Annotated in this window: 15 protein-coding genes and 1 pseudogene; 8 read left to right on the top strand and 8 right to left on the bottom strand. The window is 47.2% G+C overall.

Going from position 1 to position 15,964, the window contains the following annotated elements; translation table 11 throughout:
- The first annotated feature begins 159 nt into the window (after window positions 1-159).
- Both AC58P7_RS21435 and AC58P7_RS21430 read left to right on the top strand, forming a co-directional pair.
- Window positions 160-708 (top strand): peroxiredoxin, encoded by a 549-nt coding sequence (locus AC58P7_RS21435; protein ID WP_028554012.1) that lies wholly within the window; start codon window positions 160-162, stop codon window positions 706-708.
- A gap of 80 nt (window positions 709-788) precedes the next feature.
- On the top strand, window positions 789-1,097 hold the full coding sequence (locus AC58P7_RS21430) for a glycine cleavage system protein H (RefSeq protein ID WP_497346430.1): 309 nt from the start codon (window positions 789-791) through the stop codon (window positions 1,095-1,097).
- Here AC58P7_RS21430 and AC58P7_RS21425 read toward each other — a convergent pair.
- From AC58P7_RS21425 to AC58P7_RS21400, 6 genes and pseudogenes are all read right to left on the bottom strand, one after another.
- Window positions 1,094-1,381, bottom strand: a complete 288-nt coding sequence (locus AC58P7_RS21425) for a hypothetical protein (RefSeq protein ID WP_497346428.1) — start codon at window positions 1,379-1,381, stop codon at window positions 1,094-1,096. The genes AC58P7_RS21430 and AC58P7_RS21425 overlap by 4 nt on opposite strands.
- A gap of 165 nt (window positions 1,382-1,546) precedes the next feature.
- Window positions 1,547-3,508 carry a glycoside hydrolase family 15 protein gene (locus AC58P7_RS21420; protein ID WP_497346427.1) on the bottom strand — a complete coding sequence of 654 codons (1,962 nt, stop codon included), beginning with the start codon at window positions 3,506-3,508 and terminating at the stop codon, window positions 1,547-1,549.
- 179 nt (window positions 3,509-3,687) lie between these two features.
- Window positions 3,688-5,847 carry a 1,4-alpha-glucan branching protein domain-containing protein gene (locus AC58P7_RS21415; protein ID WP_497346478.1) on the bottom strand — a complete coding sequence of 720 codons (2,160 nt, stop codon included), beginning with the start codon at window positions 5,845-5,847 and terminating at the stop codon, window positions 3,688-3,690.
- Between the two features lie 132 nt (window positions 5,848-5,979).
- Window positions 5,980-6,675, bottom strand: a pseudogene (locus AC58P7_RS21410) (polysaccharide deacetylase family protein); the annotation flags it as partial.
- Window positions 6,676-6,707: 32 nt separating this feature from the next.
- A complete protein-coding gene (locus AC58P7_RS21405; RefSeq protein ID WP_497346425.1) occupies window positions 6,708-7,262 on the bottom strand; it encodes a DUF4912 domain-containing protein in 555 nt (184 codons plus the stop codon).
- Between the two features lie 168 nt (window positions 7,263-7,430).
- Window positions 7,431-7,643 carry a hypothetical protein gene (locus AC58P7_RS21400; protein WP_497346476.1) on the bottom strand — a complete coding sequence of 71 codons (213 nt, stop codon included), beginning with the start codon at window positions 7,641-7,643 and terminating at the stop codon, window positions 7,431-7,433.
- Window positions 7,644-7,836: 193 nt separating this feature from the next.
- Between AC58P7_RS21400 and AC58P7_RS21395 the strand changes: the two genes are divergently transcribed.
- Complete coding sequence (locus AC58P7_RS21395; protein WP_497346424.1) at window positions 7,837-8,259, top strand: hypothetical protein; 423 nt, start codon at window positions 7,837-7,839, stop codon at window positions 8,257-8,259.
- 145 nt (window positions 8,260-8,404) lie between these two features.
- Here AC58P7_RS21395 and AC58P7_RS21390 read toward each other — a convergent pair whose 3' ends face one another.
- Window positions 8,405-9,178, bottom strand: a complete 774-nt coding sequence (locus AC58P7_RS21390) for a LytR/AlgR family response regulator transcription factor (protein WP_497346422.1) — start codon at window positions 9,176-9,178, stop codon at window positions 8,405-8,407.
- A 192-nt stretch (window positions 9,179-9,370) separates the two neighbouring features.
- On the opposite strand from AC58P7_RS21390, the gene AC58P7_RS21385 reads away from it, so the two are divergent.
- Window positions 9,371-10,000, top strand: a complete 630-nt coding sequence (locus tag AC58P7_RS21385) for a hypothetical protein (RefSeq protein ID WP_497346420.1) — start codon at window positions 9,371-9,373, stop codon at window positions 9,998-10,000.
- On the opposite strand, the gene AC58P7_RS21380 is transcribed toward AC58P7_RS21385, so the two are convergent.
- Window positions 9,971-10,621 carry a helix-turn-helix domain-containing protein gene (locus tag AC58P7_RS21380; protein ID WP_497346418.1) on the bottom strand — a complete coding sequence of 217 codons (651 nt, stop codon included), beginning with the start codon at window positions 10,619-10,621 and terminating at the stop codon, window positions 9,971-9,973. The genes AC58P7_RS21385 and AC58P7_RS21380 overlap by 30 nt on opposite strands.
- Window positions 10,622-10,887: 266 nt before the next feature.
- Between AC58P7_RS21380 and sigI the strand changes: the two genes are divergently transcribed.
- From sigI to AC58P7_RS21360, 4 genes are all read left to right on the top strand, one after another.
- Window positions 10,888-11,676, top strand: coding sequence for an RNA polymerase sigma factor SigI (gene sigI / locus AC58P7_RS21375; protein WP_497346416.1), 789 nt, complete (start codon window positions 10,888-10,890; stop codon window positions 11,674-11,676).
- A 19-nt stretch (window positions 11,677-11,695) separates the two neighbouring features.
- Window positions 11,696-13,054 carry an anti-sigma factor domain-containing protein gene (locus tag AC58P7_RS21370; RefSeq protein ID WP_497346414.1) on the top strand — a complete coding sequence of 453 codons (1,359 nt, stop codon included), beginning with the start codon at window positions 11,696-11,698 and terminating at the stop codon, window positions 13,052-13,054.
- Between the two features lie 274 nt (window positions 13,055-13,328).
- Window positions 13,329-14,342: an aldo/keto reductase gene (locus AC58P7_RS21365; RefSeq protein WP_497346412.1), complete on the top strand. Its 1,014-nt coding sequence runs from the start codon at window positions 13,329-13,331 to the stop codon at window positions 14,340-14,342.
- 99 nt (window positions 14,343-14,441) lie between these two features.
- Window positions 14,442-15,950 (top strand): leucyl aminopeptidase, encoded by a 1,509-nt coding sequence (locus tag AC58P7_RS21360; protein ID WP_497346410.1) that lies wholly within the window; start codon window positions 14,442-14,444, stop codon window positions 15,948-15,950.
- Window positions 15,951-15,964: the final 14 nt, after the last annotated feature.

The raw sequence follows: 15,964 nt of genomic DNA, 5'->3' as shown, positions 1-15,964 counted from the left end.
CAGGAAGAGAAGCAAATTCAGCGAAGTTCATCAAGCCTTCATATTTTATAATAATTATTACCTAGTATACGATCTAATTATTGACTTTCAAGTAGGGGGATGATACCATTTTATACGGATCATATAGAATTAAGATAGATTTGAGGAGGAATTATACCCATGGCAGAACGTTTAGTTGGTAAACAAGCTCCTGATTTTACAATGGAGACAGCTACAGGTGACGGTACAGCATTTGGTAAAGCATCTTTGTCCGATTACAAAGGAAAATGGTTAGTTCTTTTCTTCTACCCATTGGACTTCACATTCGTATGTCCAACAGAAATCACTGCACTTAGCTATGCAGCTGATCAATTCAAAGCATTGGACACTGAAATCCTTGGTGTTTCCATCGACAGCATCCACACACACAAAGCGTGGATCAACACGCCGGTTAACGACAATGGTCTTGGCAAATTGGCATTCCCACTTGCTGCTGACATTACGAAATCCGTTGCTCGTGACTACGGCGTTCTAATCGAAGAAGAAGGTATCGCGCTTCGCGGTCTTTTCATCATCGATCCAGAAGGCGAATTGAAATACGAAGTTGTTAACCACAACGACGTAGGCCGCAGCGTAGAAGAAACACTTCGTGTACTTCAAGCGCTACAATCTGGCGGATTGTGCCCAATGAACTGGAAACCAGGCGACAAAAACTTGGTTGTTAAATAAGCTTTAACTACATAGAAAGGCCCCTCAGGTTAGCATGCGAATGCGGGTAGAGGGGCCTTTCTTCTTGAAGGAGAACTTACATGGATGTCATAACGACCGAAGATCTTTATTGGGTACGACAAGAGGGGAATGAAGCCGTTATTGGGCTTACCGAACATGCCTTGGAGAAATGGGGTATGATCCTGTTCATTGAGCTGCCAGAGAAAGGTGCCGAGTTAACCAAAGGAGCATTCATGAGCTCACTCGAAACCGCTGTCGATGAGGTTGATCTATTTTCCCCTGTAACAGGGAAAGTGCTTGCTGTGAACATGTTGCTTGAACGTGCCACGATGCTGCTGTATGAGTCGCCGTATGAGAAAGGCTGGCTATTTCGGGTAGCGTTGGCTTAGTCCCCGCCTCCGCCTCCACCATCTCCACCGCCTGAATCTCCGCCACCGCTATCCCCACCACCATCGTTGGAGTGACCATGACTGCCATGATCGCCATGATGGTGGCTTCCGTGATGATGCCCCTTATGAGAAGAGGAATCGCTGCTGAAGCCGCTGAAATTACTAGTTTCGAAATAGTCATCTCGGTGTCTTCGCCGACTCTTCTTGCGAGACTCATGAGACAAGCCCGAAATAAGGAATAAGATGGCTATTGCGAAAATGAAAATAGTGATTAAACTTCCCATGGTACACGCCTCCTTAATAAATAATTCCAGAGAAAATAGATACATGGTTTACATTTAAATGTAGCTGGGTTAATAGTTACAAGTATCGTACCACATGATCTTCCACAAGGAATAGGCAAACACGAATTAAAAAAGCCGCCCTCTATAGAGAACGGCTGACGTGCATTATTTGTTCAGCAATTTATATTTGTTAAGGTATTTGACTACGGTAAGCACATAGGTTGCATGTGACCACGTAAGTGGAGCTACGGATACAGGCTCGCCAGAGAATGGATCCAATTGCTCCGACAATACGCCGCTTTCCATCGCATGCTTGACGACCCACTCCAGTGTCCGGCGAGGCGCTTCAAGATCAGCAATCGTTTTGGCATATTCAATTTCCCATTCAGCGATCCAGAGCGTACAGATAATCCAAGGATTACCCGGTACCTTCTCAATATCGGTGGAGCGTTGGAAGTAATAATCATGATGGTAACGGGCGGAGCCGCCGACTTCGGTTTTGATCATAAGGCCATTTTTGTTAGCTTGCATCGTACTTACCACACGTGGATCGTCAGCAGGCAGCACGCCAAATTCGAAAATGCCATACACGGAGCTTTCCAATGTCATATCCTTAACCCATTCGCCATCTTCCATATACAAGCCACGAACGAATCGTTGTTCACCTTCATCCCAGAGATGCTTCAGGATACCCGATTTTATTTTCTCCGCGGTATGCTTATAGCGATTGCTTCGCTCCTCATCGCCAAACAAATTGCTGAAGTTGGAAGCAGCGATCAACCCGCCATAAACAGCTGAAGCCGTAAAGGTATAAATCCCGTATCGTTCTTCCCATAAATCGTAGCTCGGCTTCGGTAAATTCAATTCTTGATCGATGTAGGTGGACATGAATCTGGCCGCTCTACGGATGAGATTGCGATACAGCGATTGCGCAAATTCGAGGCTACCATTTTTCTGGAAATCCTGCCAGAGGGCAAATAAGACAAGCGCGGTTTCATCTTCCTGAATCGGAAGCTGTACGCGGCCGGAATGAATATAGGGATGCCAACTGGAGCCTACGGTGCCGTCCGGATTGTATTTGTGATGCAAGTAACCTTCGGGTGATAACACGTTCGCACAGAAGTTAAAGAAAGGAATAATCATTCCTTGGTAGCCAGCCATGGACATGGAGTAAGCGATTAACGCGCCATCACGGGGCCACATGTAGCTGTAATGATCGCGGTTGCTTTGCATAATGTCGGAATCGTTCGCTGCAATAATAGCACCGTTCACATCGGTTTGCGTGCGAACGAGCAGGAGGCTTTGTTTAAATAGTCGTTGAACTTCAGGTGTAAGATCGTAATAATCGCGTTCGATTTTGTTCGCCCAACGCTGCCAATACACAGTCACACGATCAAGCAGCTTGCCTGGGTGGCTGTCTTTGACATAGGAATCGAGCTTTTTAACTTCCTCCAGCGTTTTGCCAGCGCCCATCCAGTAGTAGAGCGTTTGGTTTCCGTTAGGCGGGACGAAGAGGCGGAAGGAGATAGTGCTATCAACGGAACCTTGTGCGATGGCATTGCCCATGAGATGGCCATCTTCGGCATCGCGCCATGTGCCCTCGGCGTTATAGAACCGTTTGACACCGGTAGAATATTGATAAATACCCTCCGTACCTGTGCTGCCGTTAAACATGAAGTAACGATCTTTTTTATAATGAAAGACGGTATTTGTTGAAGGGTAGTAAGCGGCTGTATCGCCAACTTCCGTCTCATTGATTAGTAAATCTTGATTGAAGAACATGCGTACTTCACGAACTGTATTCGTGTGATTCGTAATGTGAATCCGTTTCAAATAAATATCCTCACGCTGGTGAACGCCGTCATTCATAAGCAGAGTAACACCGAGGCCGGGATGTGTAGCTGTCACTTCGGTGACAAGGGAATCTTCCACATAGGCGAGCTTGAATTGCCACTCAGGGGCATTCAGCCATGCGAAGTCACCATCTACCCATACACCAACACGGCACTGATAACCGCCAATATGGTTAAGCTGGCCTACGAAAGGATAGTACAGATCTCGCATGTAGGAATGCTGATCGAGGTTAATAAGGAATTTTCCATTTCCGATGACCAGATGTCTTGGCAATACAATCACTTCCCCACTCTTTTGTTTGATCGCGCATTCAGATCAGGCCAGGAGGTCTGAACGATGGAGCACAAGTCTTGCCAATAGGTTACCTAATTATAACAAAGGAATCAATGATTCTTTGAAAAAATTCTGAAAATTCTTACTGGTCACGCTTTCATTTGGTACGGATATCCAAATTACTTGATTATTTCCTTTTGCTGAGGGGAGATACTGGTTGGTGAAGCTAGATTGGAAATAACAGTCTCGTAAATGTCAGTTGTCAAAGATTCGATTTTCGCCCAGTCATACACAGAGTGAACGGTACGTAACGCGGTGGAAGCAAGCTTAGATGCATAGTTCGGTTGTTCTAAAAGCTGACCGATTTGCTGCGCTAGAGCTTCGCTATCGCCTGTGGGAAATGTACACCCGTTGATCCCATGGTTGACGATCTCAACGAGCCCTCCGGTATCAGAGACGATGAGAGGCGTACCGCAGGACATGGCTTCCAAAGCGACCAACCCGAAGGGTTCGTACAGGCTTGGAAATATACATAATTCTGCCGAGTGTAAAAGCAAGCTTTTGTCCGCCTCATCAAGAAAGCCTGTGAAGCGTACCTGATCTCCGAAGACTAAAGCTAGCTCTTCTAATGAGTCACGTTCAGGTCCGGTGCCAGCGATGACCAGTTTGGAGTCAGGGAACCTTGCGAGCACAAGCGGCATCGCAGCAAGAAGGGTGTGCACGCCTTTCTCATAGACAAGTCTCCCGAGGAAGGCTAGGATGCGTTGCGGCGGCTTATCCGTGGTAGAAAGCGCGTCAGCAAGCAGCGGATTCATCGTGGTAAACGATGGATCGGGTTTACGTATAGGTGCAACACCGTTGGGAATGGGTGTTATTTTATGAATAGGGACATGAAAGAGCGTCTTGACCTCCTGCTGCATAGACAGACTGCAAACGATGAGATGTTCGGCGGCTTCTGTTAATTTACTTTCTAGGGTATGAATGCGTTTCTGTAAGGGTGACTCCAGTTTTCCTTGATTTCTCCCCATCTCTGTTGCATGAATCGTAGCCAGAAGAGGAAGTCGAAGTTCTTGCTTGGCGACATGTGCAGCGTAATAGACAAGCCAATCATGCGCATGCACGAGATCGAAAATAAGCCCCTGTCTGGATAACCCAAGTAAAATATCCGCGAAGGCCATGTTCATTTGGAAAACGCGGTCTAGGAAATGAAGGGAATCTGTCGATGGGAGAACCTGCGCACGATGAATATGGACACCTTCTGACACTTCATAGGGAAGACATTCGGGAGACTGGCAGGTAATAACATGCACGGAATGTCCCGAGGAAGCGAGTTGTCGTGATAAGTCGTAGACTGCCCTAGCGAGACCACCAATCACGTATGGCGGATATTCCCAAGCGAGCATGAGAATACACAGTCCAGAACCACGGAGCTGAGAGGCAGTCGTCATTGTTGAGGTGACAGCAACTTCGTTCAAAGGAAAGCCTGTATAAACGTTCGTTGATGAGCGATCTGTAGAGCTTCTATAAGAAGCAGGCTGAAAAAGTTGATAGTGCAGTTCAGGTAAAAAAGGAGAGTTCTTTTCCAAAGAATGGACGAGCGTGGAAAGCTCTTTGTCAGAGCCCCCCTTGTCTAACGTGTTCAAAAGGTTATGAAAGTGGGAAAGATGCGTTTCGATTCGCTTCGTTGCATACGAGGTGACCGTCTCCGCATCCAAAATAAACGTCCAGTCACTGCTTTGCGCAAGCATGAGCTCCCGCGCGGCTTGATTCAGCGCCCGCAGCTGAAGGCTGCTGAGCTGTGCAGGGTCACGGTGCTGTTGCGCCGCCTGCACCATGCGATCCTCCGCCGCGTGCAGCCGCGGCGTGACCCACTGGCTGCGCGGCTGCAGCCAGACCTCGGCATAGCCGCCGCGGCCCCAGCTCGACACCGGAAGCGCAGCAATGGTGGTCGGCGCATGGGCGGCGGCGTAGCCGCCAAGCGTAGTCGTGTTCACGACTACGCTGTCATCGCTGCGCGCGGCTAGGCCGCGCAGCACGGCTTCAAGCCACTGGTGGCCTTCGTACCACCAGTGCCCAAACAGCTCGGCATCGTAGGGACATACGATGACCGAGGGCTCCTTTGGCGCAGATGCAGCTGCTGCGCCGTCAACAGCGCGCCGCTCCGCGAGGCGGCGCACCTGCGCCACCCGGCTAGCGATGAAATGCTCAGCATGCTGCTGAGCTTTCTGAGCGGCGCGCGCCGGGTGGTAGGGCACCTTGGCGTCACCATCGCCGGTGACGCTGTAGTACTTGAAGCCCGTGTTGATGCGTGCGCCGTCCGGCAGCACATAGGGCTTCAAGTAGGCCCACTCGGCCCCGCCGTGGAGGCCGAGGTCGTAGCCGATATCGCGATAATATTCGCGATAGTCGGGGTCGCCGGGGTACCCGGCCTCGGCGCTCCATACGTTGGCGCCGGCCTCGGGATCCCGGGCGAACGCACAGGCGCCGCCTGGCGTGCGCAGCGGCAGACCTGCGATGTCCCTGTCCGAAGCGCCATCGCGGCGCGCTAAGGTGTGCGCGTGTGTGTCAACGACGAAGTAGCGCAGATCAAGCGCTTGCAGATGAGGCTCAAGCGCAGGCGAGTAGCCGCACTCTGGCAGCCAGATGCCAGCGGGAGCAACACCAAAATGTCGGCGGAATTCTTGCACCGCCGCTTCAAGCTGAGCGCGCAGCGTGGCATCGTTCTTTACCAGCGGTAAGAACGCATGCGTTGCCGCGCATGTCATTAATTCTAAGCAGCCTGTTGTGCTGAGGCTGCGAAATTTCGCAATGAGATCGCCGTGCAAGCGATCGTATAAAAGGCTGAGCCGATGATAACGATCAGCATATAATTTAGCAAGGGGGCCGAATGCTTCATCGCCCCATAGGCGAATGACTTCACGCTGTCCCAGCTCGCAAAGCGAGGAGAGGTGTTTGCGAAGTCGCAGATGTAAACGTGAATCCTCCAGCATGGCAAGCAGAGGCGGAGATAAGGACAACGTAAGGCGGAACGGTACTTGATCTTCAAGGAGCCTCTCCATCATGTCGATGAGAGGCAGATACGTATCAACAACTGCTTCGAAAAACCAACGTTCTTCTAACGTAATTTCAGACGCATTATGCCGAACATAGGGGATATGGGCGTGCAAGAGCAAAGCAACATAGCCTTGTACGTTAGTGCTCAATCAGTATCGCCTCCGGATTCCATATCTACAAGGTAAGTGTTCTTCGGGACATACACCGAATAGGCCGAGAAATGCTCATGTGCATCGGGCGTTACTTGCGGTAATAAAATGGTCGTTGGCTGGTAGATGAAAGGCTGATCAGACTCAGCAAAATGACGCTGGATGTTGGATTCTATTGCTGGAATCTGAATGGTATTGGACTGTAGGAGCGGAAAGAAATGACCTTGCTCATTCCGAATACCGAGAGTTGCGAAGTACATTTGGCCGGCGTTTAATCCGCTTAGAAAGCAGGATTCACCGGGGGGAAGTAAAAGCTCTGTGACACGCTCGGCAGGTAGTGTTTGCTTGGTACCAGGCAGATCCCCAACTTCATGAAACCGTAATGTGGGTGTTAATGACCGCCAGTCCTTCAGGAAATGCTCCTGAAGTAGCATTTGCTTACTGGTTGAGAGCTGCCAATAAATAAACTGAACGTGAGGGGACTGTGCCAGTAAATGAAGCCTATCGCAATCGATGGCAAAGTGGTGTGCAGGGATAGGGATCAGACTCACCTTTTCTCAAAAAATCAGAATTCATAGGATTCACGCGATAAGATGGTTATATTTCTTGATAAATAAGAAGGACCTTTTGTGCTAAACCTAAGTTCAATTGTAGCATATGCGCCATATAAACCAAAAATCTCCACCCATAAAGAAAGGGGGGAGATTGCTTGCGTATGCTTACTTGGTTGGAATGTTTCCTTCCATGAACCTACTTTCCGTAAGTCTCATTAGAGAATCATACCGATTCGCCGATGTGAAAACCAAGAGATACTCATCTTGTTTTACATTGGTGTAGGAGGCTCTGAATCCGGTATGATACTGAACTGTCATGCTGGAGGATTGATCGTCATACTGCACAAAGGCAATCTGTCTGGAAACACTCGGAATCATGTTCAACGCCGCTCTCCCCTTCATCTTAAGAATTCGGAAAACACGTAATGTATCGATCATTATTATCATTATGCTTATTCAAACACATTTAGAATGATTTGACATAAGCTAACTCTCTATATGAAAAAGGAATTTCACACATTTGTAACGAATATATTAAAAGAATCCGGTTTGACGATTAGGAGGGAATCCCATGAGTTTTTGCTGTGGAGCCAGTATGATTGGAACAAAAGGTACCTTGAAACACATACGTACACAAATTCACAATGTGCCCATTCTCTTCTGTCCGGTATGTCACCATATTGAGGTTCATTATTTGGTGGAGAACGAGTACGAAATTCTTGCCGAATATGCCCATGGAGATGGGGCTGCAGAAGTCGATTTTGTTGAATACGTAGATGGCAAAGATCATCTGTTGCACGACAACTGTGTCAACCACGAAGGTGAAGAGCCGCTGGATATCGTGCGCTGTCAAATTGACATGGCGTTAGATCTGCTAGGTTTCGCGAAATCCATTGCCGACCTTGAATGGGAAGAGCAGCTCATGAAACGGTTGAAAATGCTTAGCGCGCGTCGTGACAAGCTGAAAAATAAAAAGACCTCTAAGAACTCTTAGAGGTGCCAATAGATGTGGGGCTAATTTGTTGATTTTTTGTTGAATATCCCGATTAAATGGAAAACCTCCCGTTAATTTTCTGGTTTCTGCCACTTTCGCAGAATTACCAGAGATTAGCTGGAGGTTTTCCTGTTATTTTCAACACTCATTTTATTTCCTGCAGCAGTCGGGCAAAATCCTTTTGCAAATCCCGGCTCAATGGAATCTTGATGGAGGTATGCTTCAAATGAATCAAGAATCTGCGAGAGGTAGGAAATCCACTTTCTTTCACAAAGGAGACGACATGACGTAAATTAACCAGAAAACCCTTAAAAGGACTGAACATATGGGGCGTGCTCTGAGCTAGTATCTCAGATAAATTGGAGCTGGATTCCATTTGAGAACCGTTCACCAGATGAATTCTAGATAGACGTTTGTCTTCCTTCTCGACGAAGAGAATGGCGTCCTCGGAGATAGGCAAGTGTGATTTCTGATTTTTAACTGTGATCCAAGTTACTGTGGTTGGCTTTGGTTCTTGCATAGAGCGGCTTCGCTCTAATTGAATTTCGGCTATGGCTTTCTGGATGGCAGCCTTAAATTTCGGGAGCATCACTGGTTTGGAGAGAAAGTAGACAGAATCGAGCTCGTGAAAGGCGGTAAGAATATGTTCCATATTCGTTGTCCCGCTAACCATAATTACTTTCTGGTGATAGCCAGCCTTACGCAAGGATTGAACAACACTGATTCCGTCCAAATTACCTTCAAGGCCAATATCCATGAGCATAATGTCTGGTTGCAGCTGGTCGTAATCTTTAAGAAATTGTTCACCATCTGGAACAATGGAAATGACGTGCAATCCACATTGTTGACAATAGCTTTCAAGTAATTGACCTACCCAATAGTTATCTTCTACAATGGCGACTGTGAAGCGGTGTTCCATTCGTTAAACTCACTCCAATCCTTTCCAAACATGTTAAGTTCTGAAGTCATGTCATCTTATACACAGAAACAGCCAACTTAGTCCACATTGAAGGCAAAAGTACAATTCTCTTGTATACTTCTATATGTGATTATCATAATGTCACGCTGCTCGAAGAATGATGACGGCGGCTAGAAATGAGGGAAAGCGCATTTGTTTACATGGGTGAAATTGATACTTGGCATCATTCATTTTGTTCCCATGCTCTTATTCTCATTATTGCTATTTCGAATTCGAGTTAAGTCGTATTGGAAACAAATATCGCTAGCTGTGCTGGCAGGCTCGATGATCACATTAATAATCGACTCTCCATTAATATTAGTGAGTACGATCTGTGTCTTACTAATGGTCGTTTGGAAATATCGATTCGTACCCGCATTGCTCATTTCACTTTCGGGCTACATTATGCCTGTCCTTGTATCAACGACTGTGATTGTTTGCATAAATTTCACACAAGAAGATGCCTATATAGAAATCAAAGATGACCTAATCATTTCTATTGTAACACGTATTGTTATTTTATTGGCAAAATGTGGAATTCTTCTGATTCTCTACAAACGGAGATTGGGGTTTACTTTTCTCTCGAATTATACGCGTATTCCGTTCGTACGAGAGAATGCAGGCATATACCTATATATAATCGTAGTTCTTATAGGAATGGTCTACCGAGATTCATTTCGCGATAGCGTGTTCAGTGCAGTGATGCCAATTCAGATGTTGAGTATGGCAACCGTTTTATTTATTTGTATCATTCTACGTAAAGAACTTAGCATTCAAAGGTGAGGCGCAGGTAGATGATACGGAAGAGATAGATTCTATAGCGTGTCCATTATTAAAAGCGATGTAATCAAGAATGGTTTGATGGTATTTCTTCTGTGGAATTGCTGCGGCAATGACGAAAGGTGCACTTTCATAGGTATCAAAATAAAGTTTGCCTTCTGAGGAGGCATACTTTTTTATTTTTTTTAGATTTACGAATAAGTGCATATCCAATTTAACAAAGTGATGCTCTGTTAATGTTTCAATGAAGTGAGTGAAGGCTACAAGAGATTCGACCTGTTCTTCCTTCATTCCGTCTTCCGAAACGTAAAGAATCGTTTGAATTCCAAACTCCACGTACCAGACGGTATCTAGATCCACTGAAGCCGGTTTAGACCAGGTGGAAGCTTCTTCTAAATATCCTGCCTTTTTAAGTAAATCTGTATACGGATATTGATACGCTTGCGCCAACTTTCTCAAGGTCTCGGGCGAAGGTTTGATGACATCGTTAGTCGTTCGATTACGACCGAGCTCGAGATCCCTAATATAGGCGTGAGATAAGCCGCTCTTATTAGCTGCTTTACGCAATGATGCTTTGCCTCTTAACGTTTCCAGAAACTTACCAAAGTGATTGCTTGCTTCCATATAAAACACCCCCCTATCTTTCCATTGCAATAATACCTACAGCTCAGCGTGATCGCTCATCCATGAAACGCATTGATATATGTTTTCTTAATATTATAAAGGATTGATAAAGTAATTGAAACCGTAACCAAGGGTTTATTTGCCAGTAGGTGCTCATTTAGAGATCTATGTTATAATGAATCAGCAAATTATTTGTAATTTTAATCATGTGTACCCCCCGAATTGCTATACATAGGGACGAAACTACTATACTGTGAGGTGGAAAGGTGCTACTGGTACTATTCAAAAAGTTTCTGGGAAAGAATGAGTCCCACGGAAAAAATGAACCGCAAGCCTCTTCACTCGAGGTCACTATACATCAAATTCAAGCAGGAGACCTACGACTAAGGAATCAATTTATTGCGGACTATCAGCCATATGTAGCAAAAGTTACGAGCAGGTTTTGCAAACGATTTATAGATCCCGCCAGGGACGATGAATTCAGTATTGCATTAGCCGCTTTTAATGAAGCTATTAACCAATACTCTTCGGTCATGGGAAGGTCTTTCCTAGGTTTCGCAGAGACGGTTATCAGGCGGAGGCTAATTGATTTTATTCGTAAGGAGCAACGCTTCAAAGGGCAGATCCCTTACAGCTCGTTTGATCAGGAAGATGATGAAGATAACCTAATGAATCCAATTGAGGTTCATCAAGCGATTGAAGCCTATGAGAAGCAGAAGGGTTTAGAAGAAAGACGAAGCGAAATTATTGATTTCAATCGCTGTTTAAGTGATTTTGAAATTAATTTCTCAGAGTTGACGGAAGCCTCCCCCAAGCACGACGACTCAAGGCAGATGCTGTTTGGTATTGGCCGCACACTTGCACAGGATTCAGAGCTTATGCGCACTCTGTTGACGAAACGACAGCTACCGATTAAAGAGCTGCTCGAGCAAGTTCAGGTATCTAGAAAAACTTTGGAACGAAATCGTAAGTATATCATTGCAATTGCACTTATTTTTAACGGACCATATCCGTATTTACGGGATTACTTACATATTCGTGATGAAGAAAGTTGAATGAAAGGAAGAACAGCGCATGAACAAGGGGATCGTAATGGAATTAAGCGAGAGCTCCATTATTGTTATGAATTCAGAGGGGCGATTTGATAAGCTGCCAAGGGGGACACGTAGCTGTGAGTTGGGAGAAGAGATTCTTTACGCACCAGTGAAACGTCGATTACGGATACCGCAAATGGCCATCGTTTCAGGTTTAGCTGCAGCGATTGTGGTATGCTTCGTTCTGGTCTCAACGTTGTCAGGAGGCGTACCAAGCAATAGTGTTGTAGCGTACGTGACCATAGACATTAACCCAAGTATTGAAATTGGGATTGATAATAATGAGATTGTTCGTGACCTGCACGGACTAAATACAGACGGAGATAATTTAATTCAATCCTTAGTGTTTGAAGGTAAATCGTTAGAGGACGTAACGTCTGATATTCTGGATAAAGCCGAACAGGGGGCACTGGCTAAGGGGGAAGGGGATATTATCATTTCCTCAACAGTCGTAGGGTCTAAGACAACGGTCAGCGACGAAGCCATCGCAACGAAGCTGAAGGCCCAAGTAAATAAACATATCGAGGAAAGCCACCCGGACCAAGTGAAAAATTATGAGGTTCAAGCCTTCGCTACTCCGCAGGAGGTAAGGCAGGAAGCACAAGCAAGCGGTGTTTCAGCAGGGAAATATGCGATCTATTTAAATGCCATTGATAACGGGGCGAAAGTATCGCTGGATGACATTAAAAGTACTTCGATTCATCAACTTGCGAAGGAAAATGGCGGTATTCAAACATTCGTTAAACCAGACAAACCGATTGATAAGTCTTCCTTGCAAAGACTGCTTGCTGACGAAAAATCTGGGAAGTTCACTGAACGAGTACAACAGGCTCAAAATGAAAAATCCAGTGCAGGTAGTTCATCGAATAAAGATGATGATAAAAATAATAAAAATAACAATGGCAAAGGTAATAATTCGGGGATCAATACGCAAGGCAAAGTGACGAGCAAACCAACACCAACGCCAACCTCGAAAAATGATCGAGACAATAATAGCAAGAATGGCAGTAACGATAGAAATAACGGCAATGATAAAAACAATAAAGATAACAATGATAACAATGATAACAATGATAAGGATGATCAGAAATCGACCCCAAAGTCAGATCGTAAGGATGATGACGACGATGGGAAGAAACCATCCTCTACGAAGAAGCCAACCCCAACACCAAAGGCAACCGCAAAGCCTACAGTGAAGCCGACAAGTACAAGTAAATCTACGGCGAAGCCAAATCAGCAATCCAGGGATGACAGTAAGAGATTCTTTGGACTTCCATGGGGCTGGGGGAACATTGATCGTGATGACAGTGGTAATAACAATGAGGAAAGAGGGCAGTAATCTCTTGTCATTATGGACTGAAGGATTGATTTAGCAGAGCACCTGAGGCGAATGCCTTAGGTGTTTTTGTATGTAAGCATCCTGTTACGCAGCATGGAAAGTGGAACCGAGTTGTATTACAATAGTTGCTAGTGGTAGTTGACGCGTTGGAGCAAGAGTAAGAGCAAGATGAGTGCACAGGAAAAAGTAAGATAAAGAGTAGAAATTGTGGGAGAGTATGTTGAAGTGGAAGTTAATCTGGTAGGATAACAGCAACCTAAGGGGGAAATTGGGCTTGAGATATTCGACGTTTGGGAAATCAGGCTATAAAGTGTCGTCGTTAGGATTCGGCGCAATGAATCTGCCAAGTGTTCCGTTAGAGCAAGCAAGAGAAGCACTTAACTATGCCTTGGATCATGGCATTAACTATATAGATACAGCCGCAGCTTATAGGAACAGCGAAGAAATTATAGGTGAATGTATCTCGCATCGGAGACAGGAGTATTTCCTAGCAACGAAAACAGGTGCACGCGATTATGCAACTGCGAAAGCAGAAATTGAGCGAAGCTTGGTGCGCATGAAGACTGATCATGTTGATTTGCTGCAAATTCATTATGTGAATAATGTGACGGAATACAAGAAGGCCATGGAAGTTGGCGGTGCCTATGAGGCTGCTTTGGAAGCTCAGCGAGAAGGAAAGGTACGATATATCGGCATTTCCGGACATAGGCCAGATTTACTTGTGAAGTGGATTGCGAAGGGGCAATTCTCGCAAATCTTATTTCATCTGAATTTGGCGCAGCCATTCGCACTGGACGAATTGATTCCCAAAGCGTCCGACATGGACTTGATGAGGGTTGCGATGAAACCATTATCGGGTGGATTCATTCAACCCGTGGATCGTGCGATCCGCTATCCGTATAGCCAAGATGTGCATGTGACCATTTCTGGCATGGTTAGCATCAAAGAAGTGCAAGAAAATTTGGCTGCACAAGAGATGGAAGTTGGGCCTGAGGAACGTCAAGAGCTGGAGCAACTGGCTCGCGAGCTGGGTGAGCATGATTGCAGGCGCTGTAACTATTGCTCATGTCCACTGGAAATTTCGATTCCTGATGTGATGATCGCAAGCAAGTTCAGAGAGAAATTTGGGTTGTTGCCGAAGGGTGATGGATTTTTTCAACGGCAAAAGGATAAAATAACAGGCTGTGCAGAGCATGACCCTTGTAAAGTGATTCCGCTTTGCGAAGCGAAATGTCCGTACCAATTACCGATGCAATCTGTGGTGCAGAAGGCAGCGTCGTTTTATTAGGGAAGAACAGTTGGCGACAGCTTAATTAGGTAGATGGAGATCGAAGCTGGGGATCAAAAATAAGACTCGAAATTTGGATGAGGGCAGGGACAAATTCCTATGTTTACAAAAATAACCGACATCACAACGCGTGTTTATACCTCGTTGATGGATAACACGACAGGGGCAGACGCAATTCTCGTCTGCCTCACGGAAGCGGAGCTGCGCCAGGACGGCGTCCTCGGCCAGCCGCAGCTCGACCAGGCCCTTGAGCGCATGCGCGCAAAGGGCCAATTCACGGGCGCCTCAGGCGAGCTCGAGGCGCTGCCGACCCACGGGCTGCTGCCGTACGCGTACGTGCTCGTTGCGGGGCTCGGCCCCGCAGGCACGCGCGATACGCTGCGCGCAGCCGCGGTCTTTGCAGCGCGCCAGATGCTCGCGCTGCAGTTCGAACGCTTGGCGCTGAAGCTGCCAAGCGGCTTGGACAGCCGGTCAGCCGCCTCAGCGCTGACCGAAGGGCTGCTCCTCGGTACGTACCGCATCGCGGCGTACCGCAAGAACGAGCCGGCGCGCGCGGAGCTGCGCCAGGCGGTGTTGCTCACAGAAGCGGCTGCGGATGCAGCGCTTCTGAGTAGTGCGATCGCAGCCGCAGAGGCGGTTGCGGAAGGCACGAACTATGCCCGGGATCTCACGAACCTCCCGGGCAACAGGCTTGTTCCGGCTTCCCTCGCAGAGGAAGCCGTCCAACTCGCCCAGCACTATGGCTTCGCCTGCGAAGTGCTGGATGAGCACGAGATCGCCGCCCGCGGGATGGGCGGCCTCACAGCGGTGGGCGCGGGCAGCGTCCACCCGCCTCGCATGATCACCCTGCGGTACACGGGTGATCCCGATAATGCTGACGTGCTGGGCCTCGTCGGCAAGGGTGTGACCTTCGATACCGGCGGCATCTCGATGAAAAAGCCCGACGGCATGGAAGAAATGATCAGCGATATGGGCGGAGCCGCCACCCTGCTAGGAGCCATGCATGTCGTTGGCCAGTTGAAACCAAAGGTAAATCTCGTTGTCGTGATTCCATCAGCGGAGAATATGACGTCGGGTACGGCGTACCGTCCGGGCGATATTGTCACGATGCTCAGTGGACATTCCGTGGAGGTTCTCAACACGGACGCGGAAGGCCGCATTATTTTGGCAGAGGGAATTACCTACGCGAAAGCGCAAGGAGCGAACCGGCTGATCGACGTAGCCACATTAACGGGCGCGATCCTGATTTCTTTTGCGGATATTGCAACAGGCGCTGTAACGAATGACGACGAGTTCTTGAAGCCATTTCTTCAAGCTGCATCAGCAGCAGGAGAGAAAGTGTGGCAGCTTCCTAACTACCCCGAGTATCGTGCGATGCTGAAGAGTGATGTAGCTGACATCAAAAACGCGACCTCCTCCGACCGCTGGGCAGGAGCGATAACAGCTGGTCTGTTCATCGGCTATTTCGCCGAGGAAACACCGTGGATTCATCTGGATACAGGTGGTACAGCCTGGCTTTGGTCGGCCAAAGGCATTGAGCCCAAAGGTGCAACGGGTGTTATGGTCCGAACGTTAGCCGAGTACTTGTGTTGCGAACAGCTCGTTTAGTCTTTTTCATGAAG

The sequence above is a fragment of the Paenibacillus sp. J22FR5 genome, assembly GCF_059691975.1.
This window is presented reverse-complemented; position numbering and strand designations above follow the sequence as displayed.

Coding starts and splice junctions, on each gene's coding strand:
- AC58P7_RS21435 (WP_028554012.1), top strand. CDS start 160: ATGGCAGAACGTTTAGTTGGTAAACAAGCTCCTGATTTTACAATGGAG.
- AC58P7_RS21430 (WP_497346430.1), top strand. CDS start 789: ATGGATGTCATAACGACCGAAGATCTTTATTGGGTACGACAAGAGGGG.
- AC58P7_RS21425 (WP_497346428.1), bottom strand. CDS start 1,381: ATGGGAAGTTTAATCACTATTTTCATTTTCGCAATAGCCATCTTATTC.
- AC58P7_RS21400 (WP_497346476.1), bottom strand. CDS start 7,643: ATGATTCCGAGTGTTTCCAGACAGATTGCCTTTGTGCAGTATGACGAT.
- AC58P7_RS21395 (WP_497346424.1), top strand. CDS start 7,837: ATGAGTTTTTGCTGTGGAGCCAGTATGATTGGAACAAAAGGTACCTTG.
- AC58P7_RS21390 (WP_497346422.1), bottom strand. CDS start 9,178: ATGGAACACCGCTTCACAGTCGCCATTGTAGAAGATAACTATTGGGTA.
- AC58P7_RS21380 (WP_497346418.1), bottom strand. CDS start 10,621: ATGGAAGCAAGCAATCACTTTGGTAAGTTTCTGGAAACGTTAAGAGGC.
- AC58P7_RS21370 (WP_497346414.1), top strand. CDS start 11,696: ATGAACAAGGGGATCGTAATGGAATTAAGCGAGAGCTCCATTATTGTT.
- AC58P7_RS21360 (WP_497346410.1), top strand. CDS start 14,442: ATGTTTACAAAAATAACCGACATCACAACGCGTGTTTATACCTCGTTG.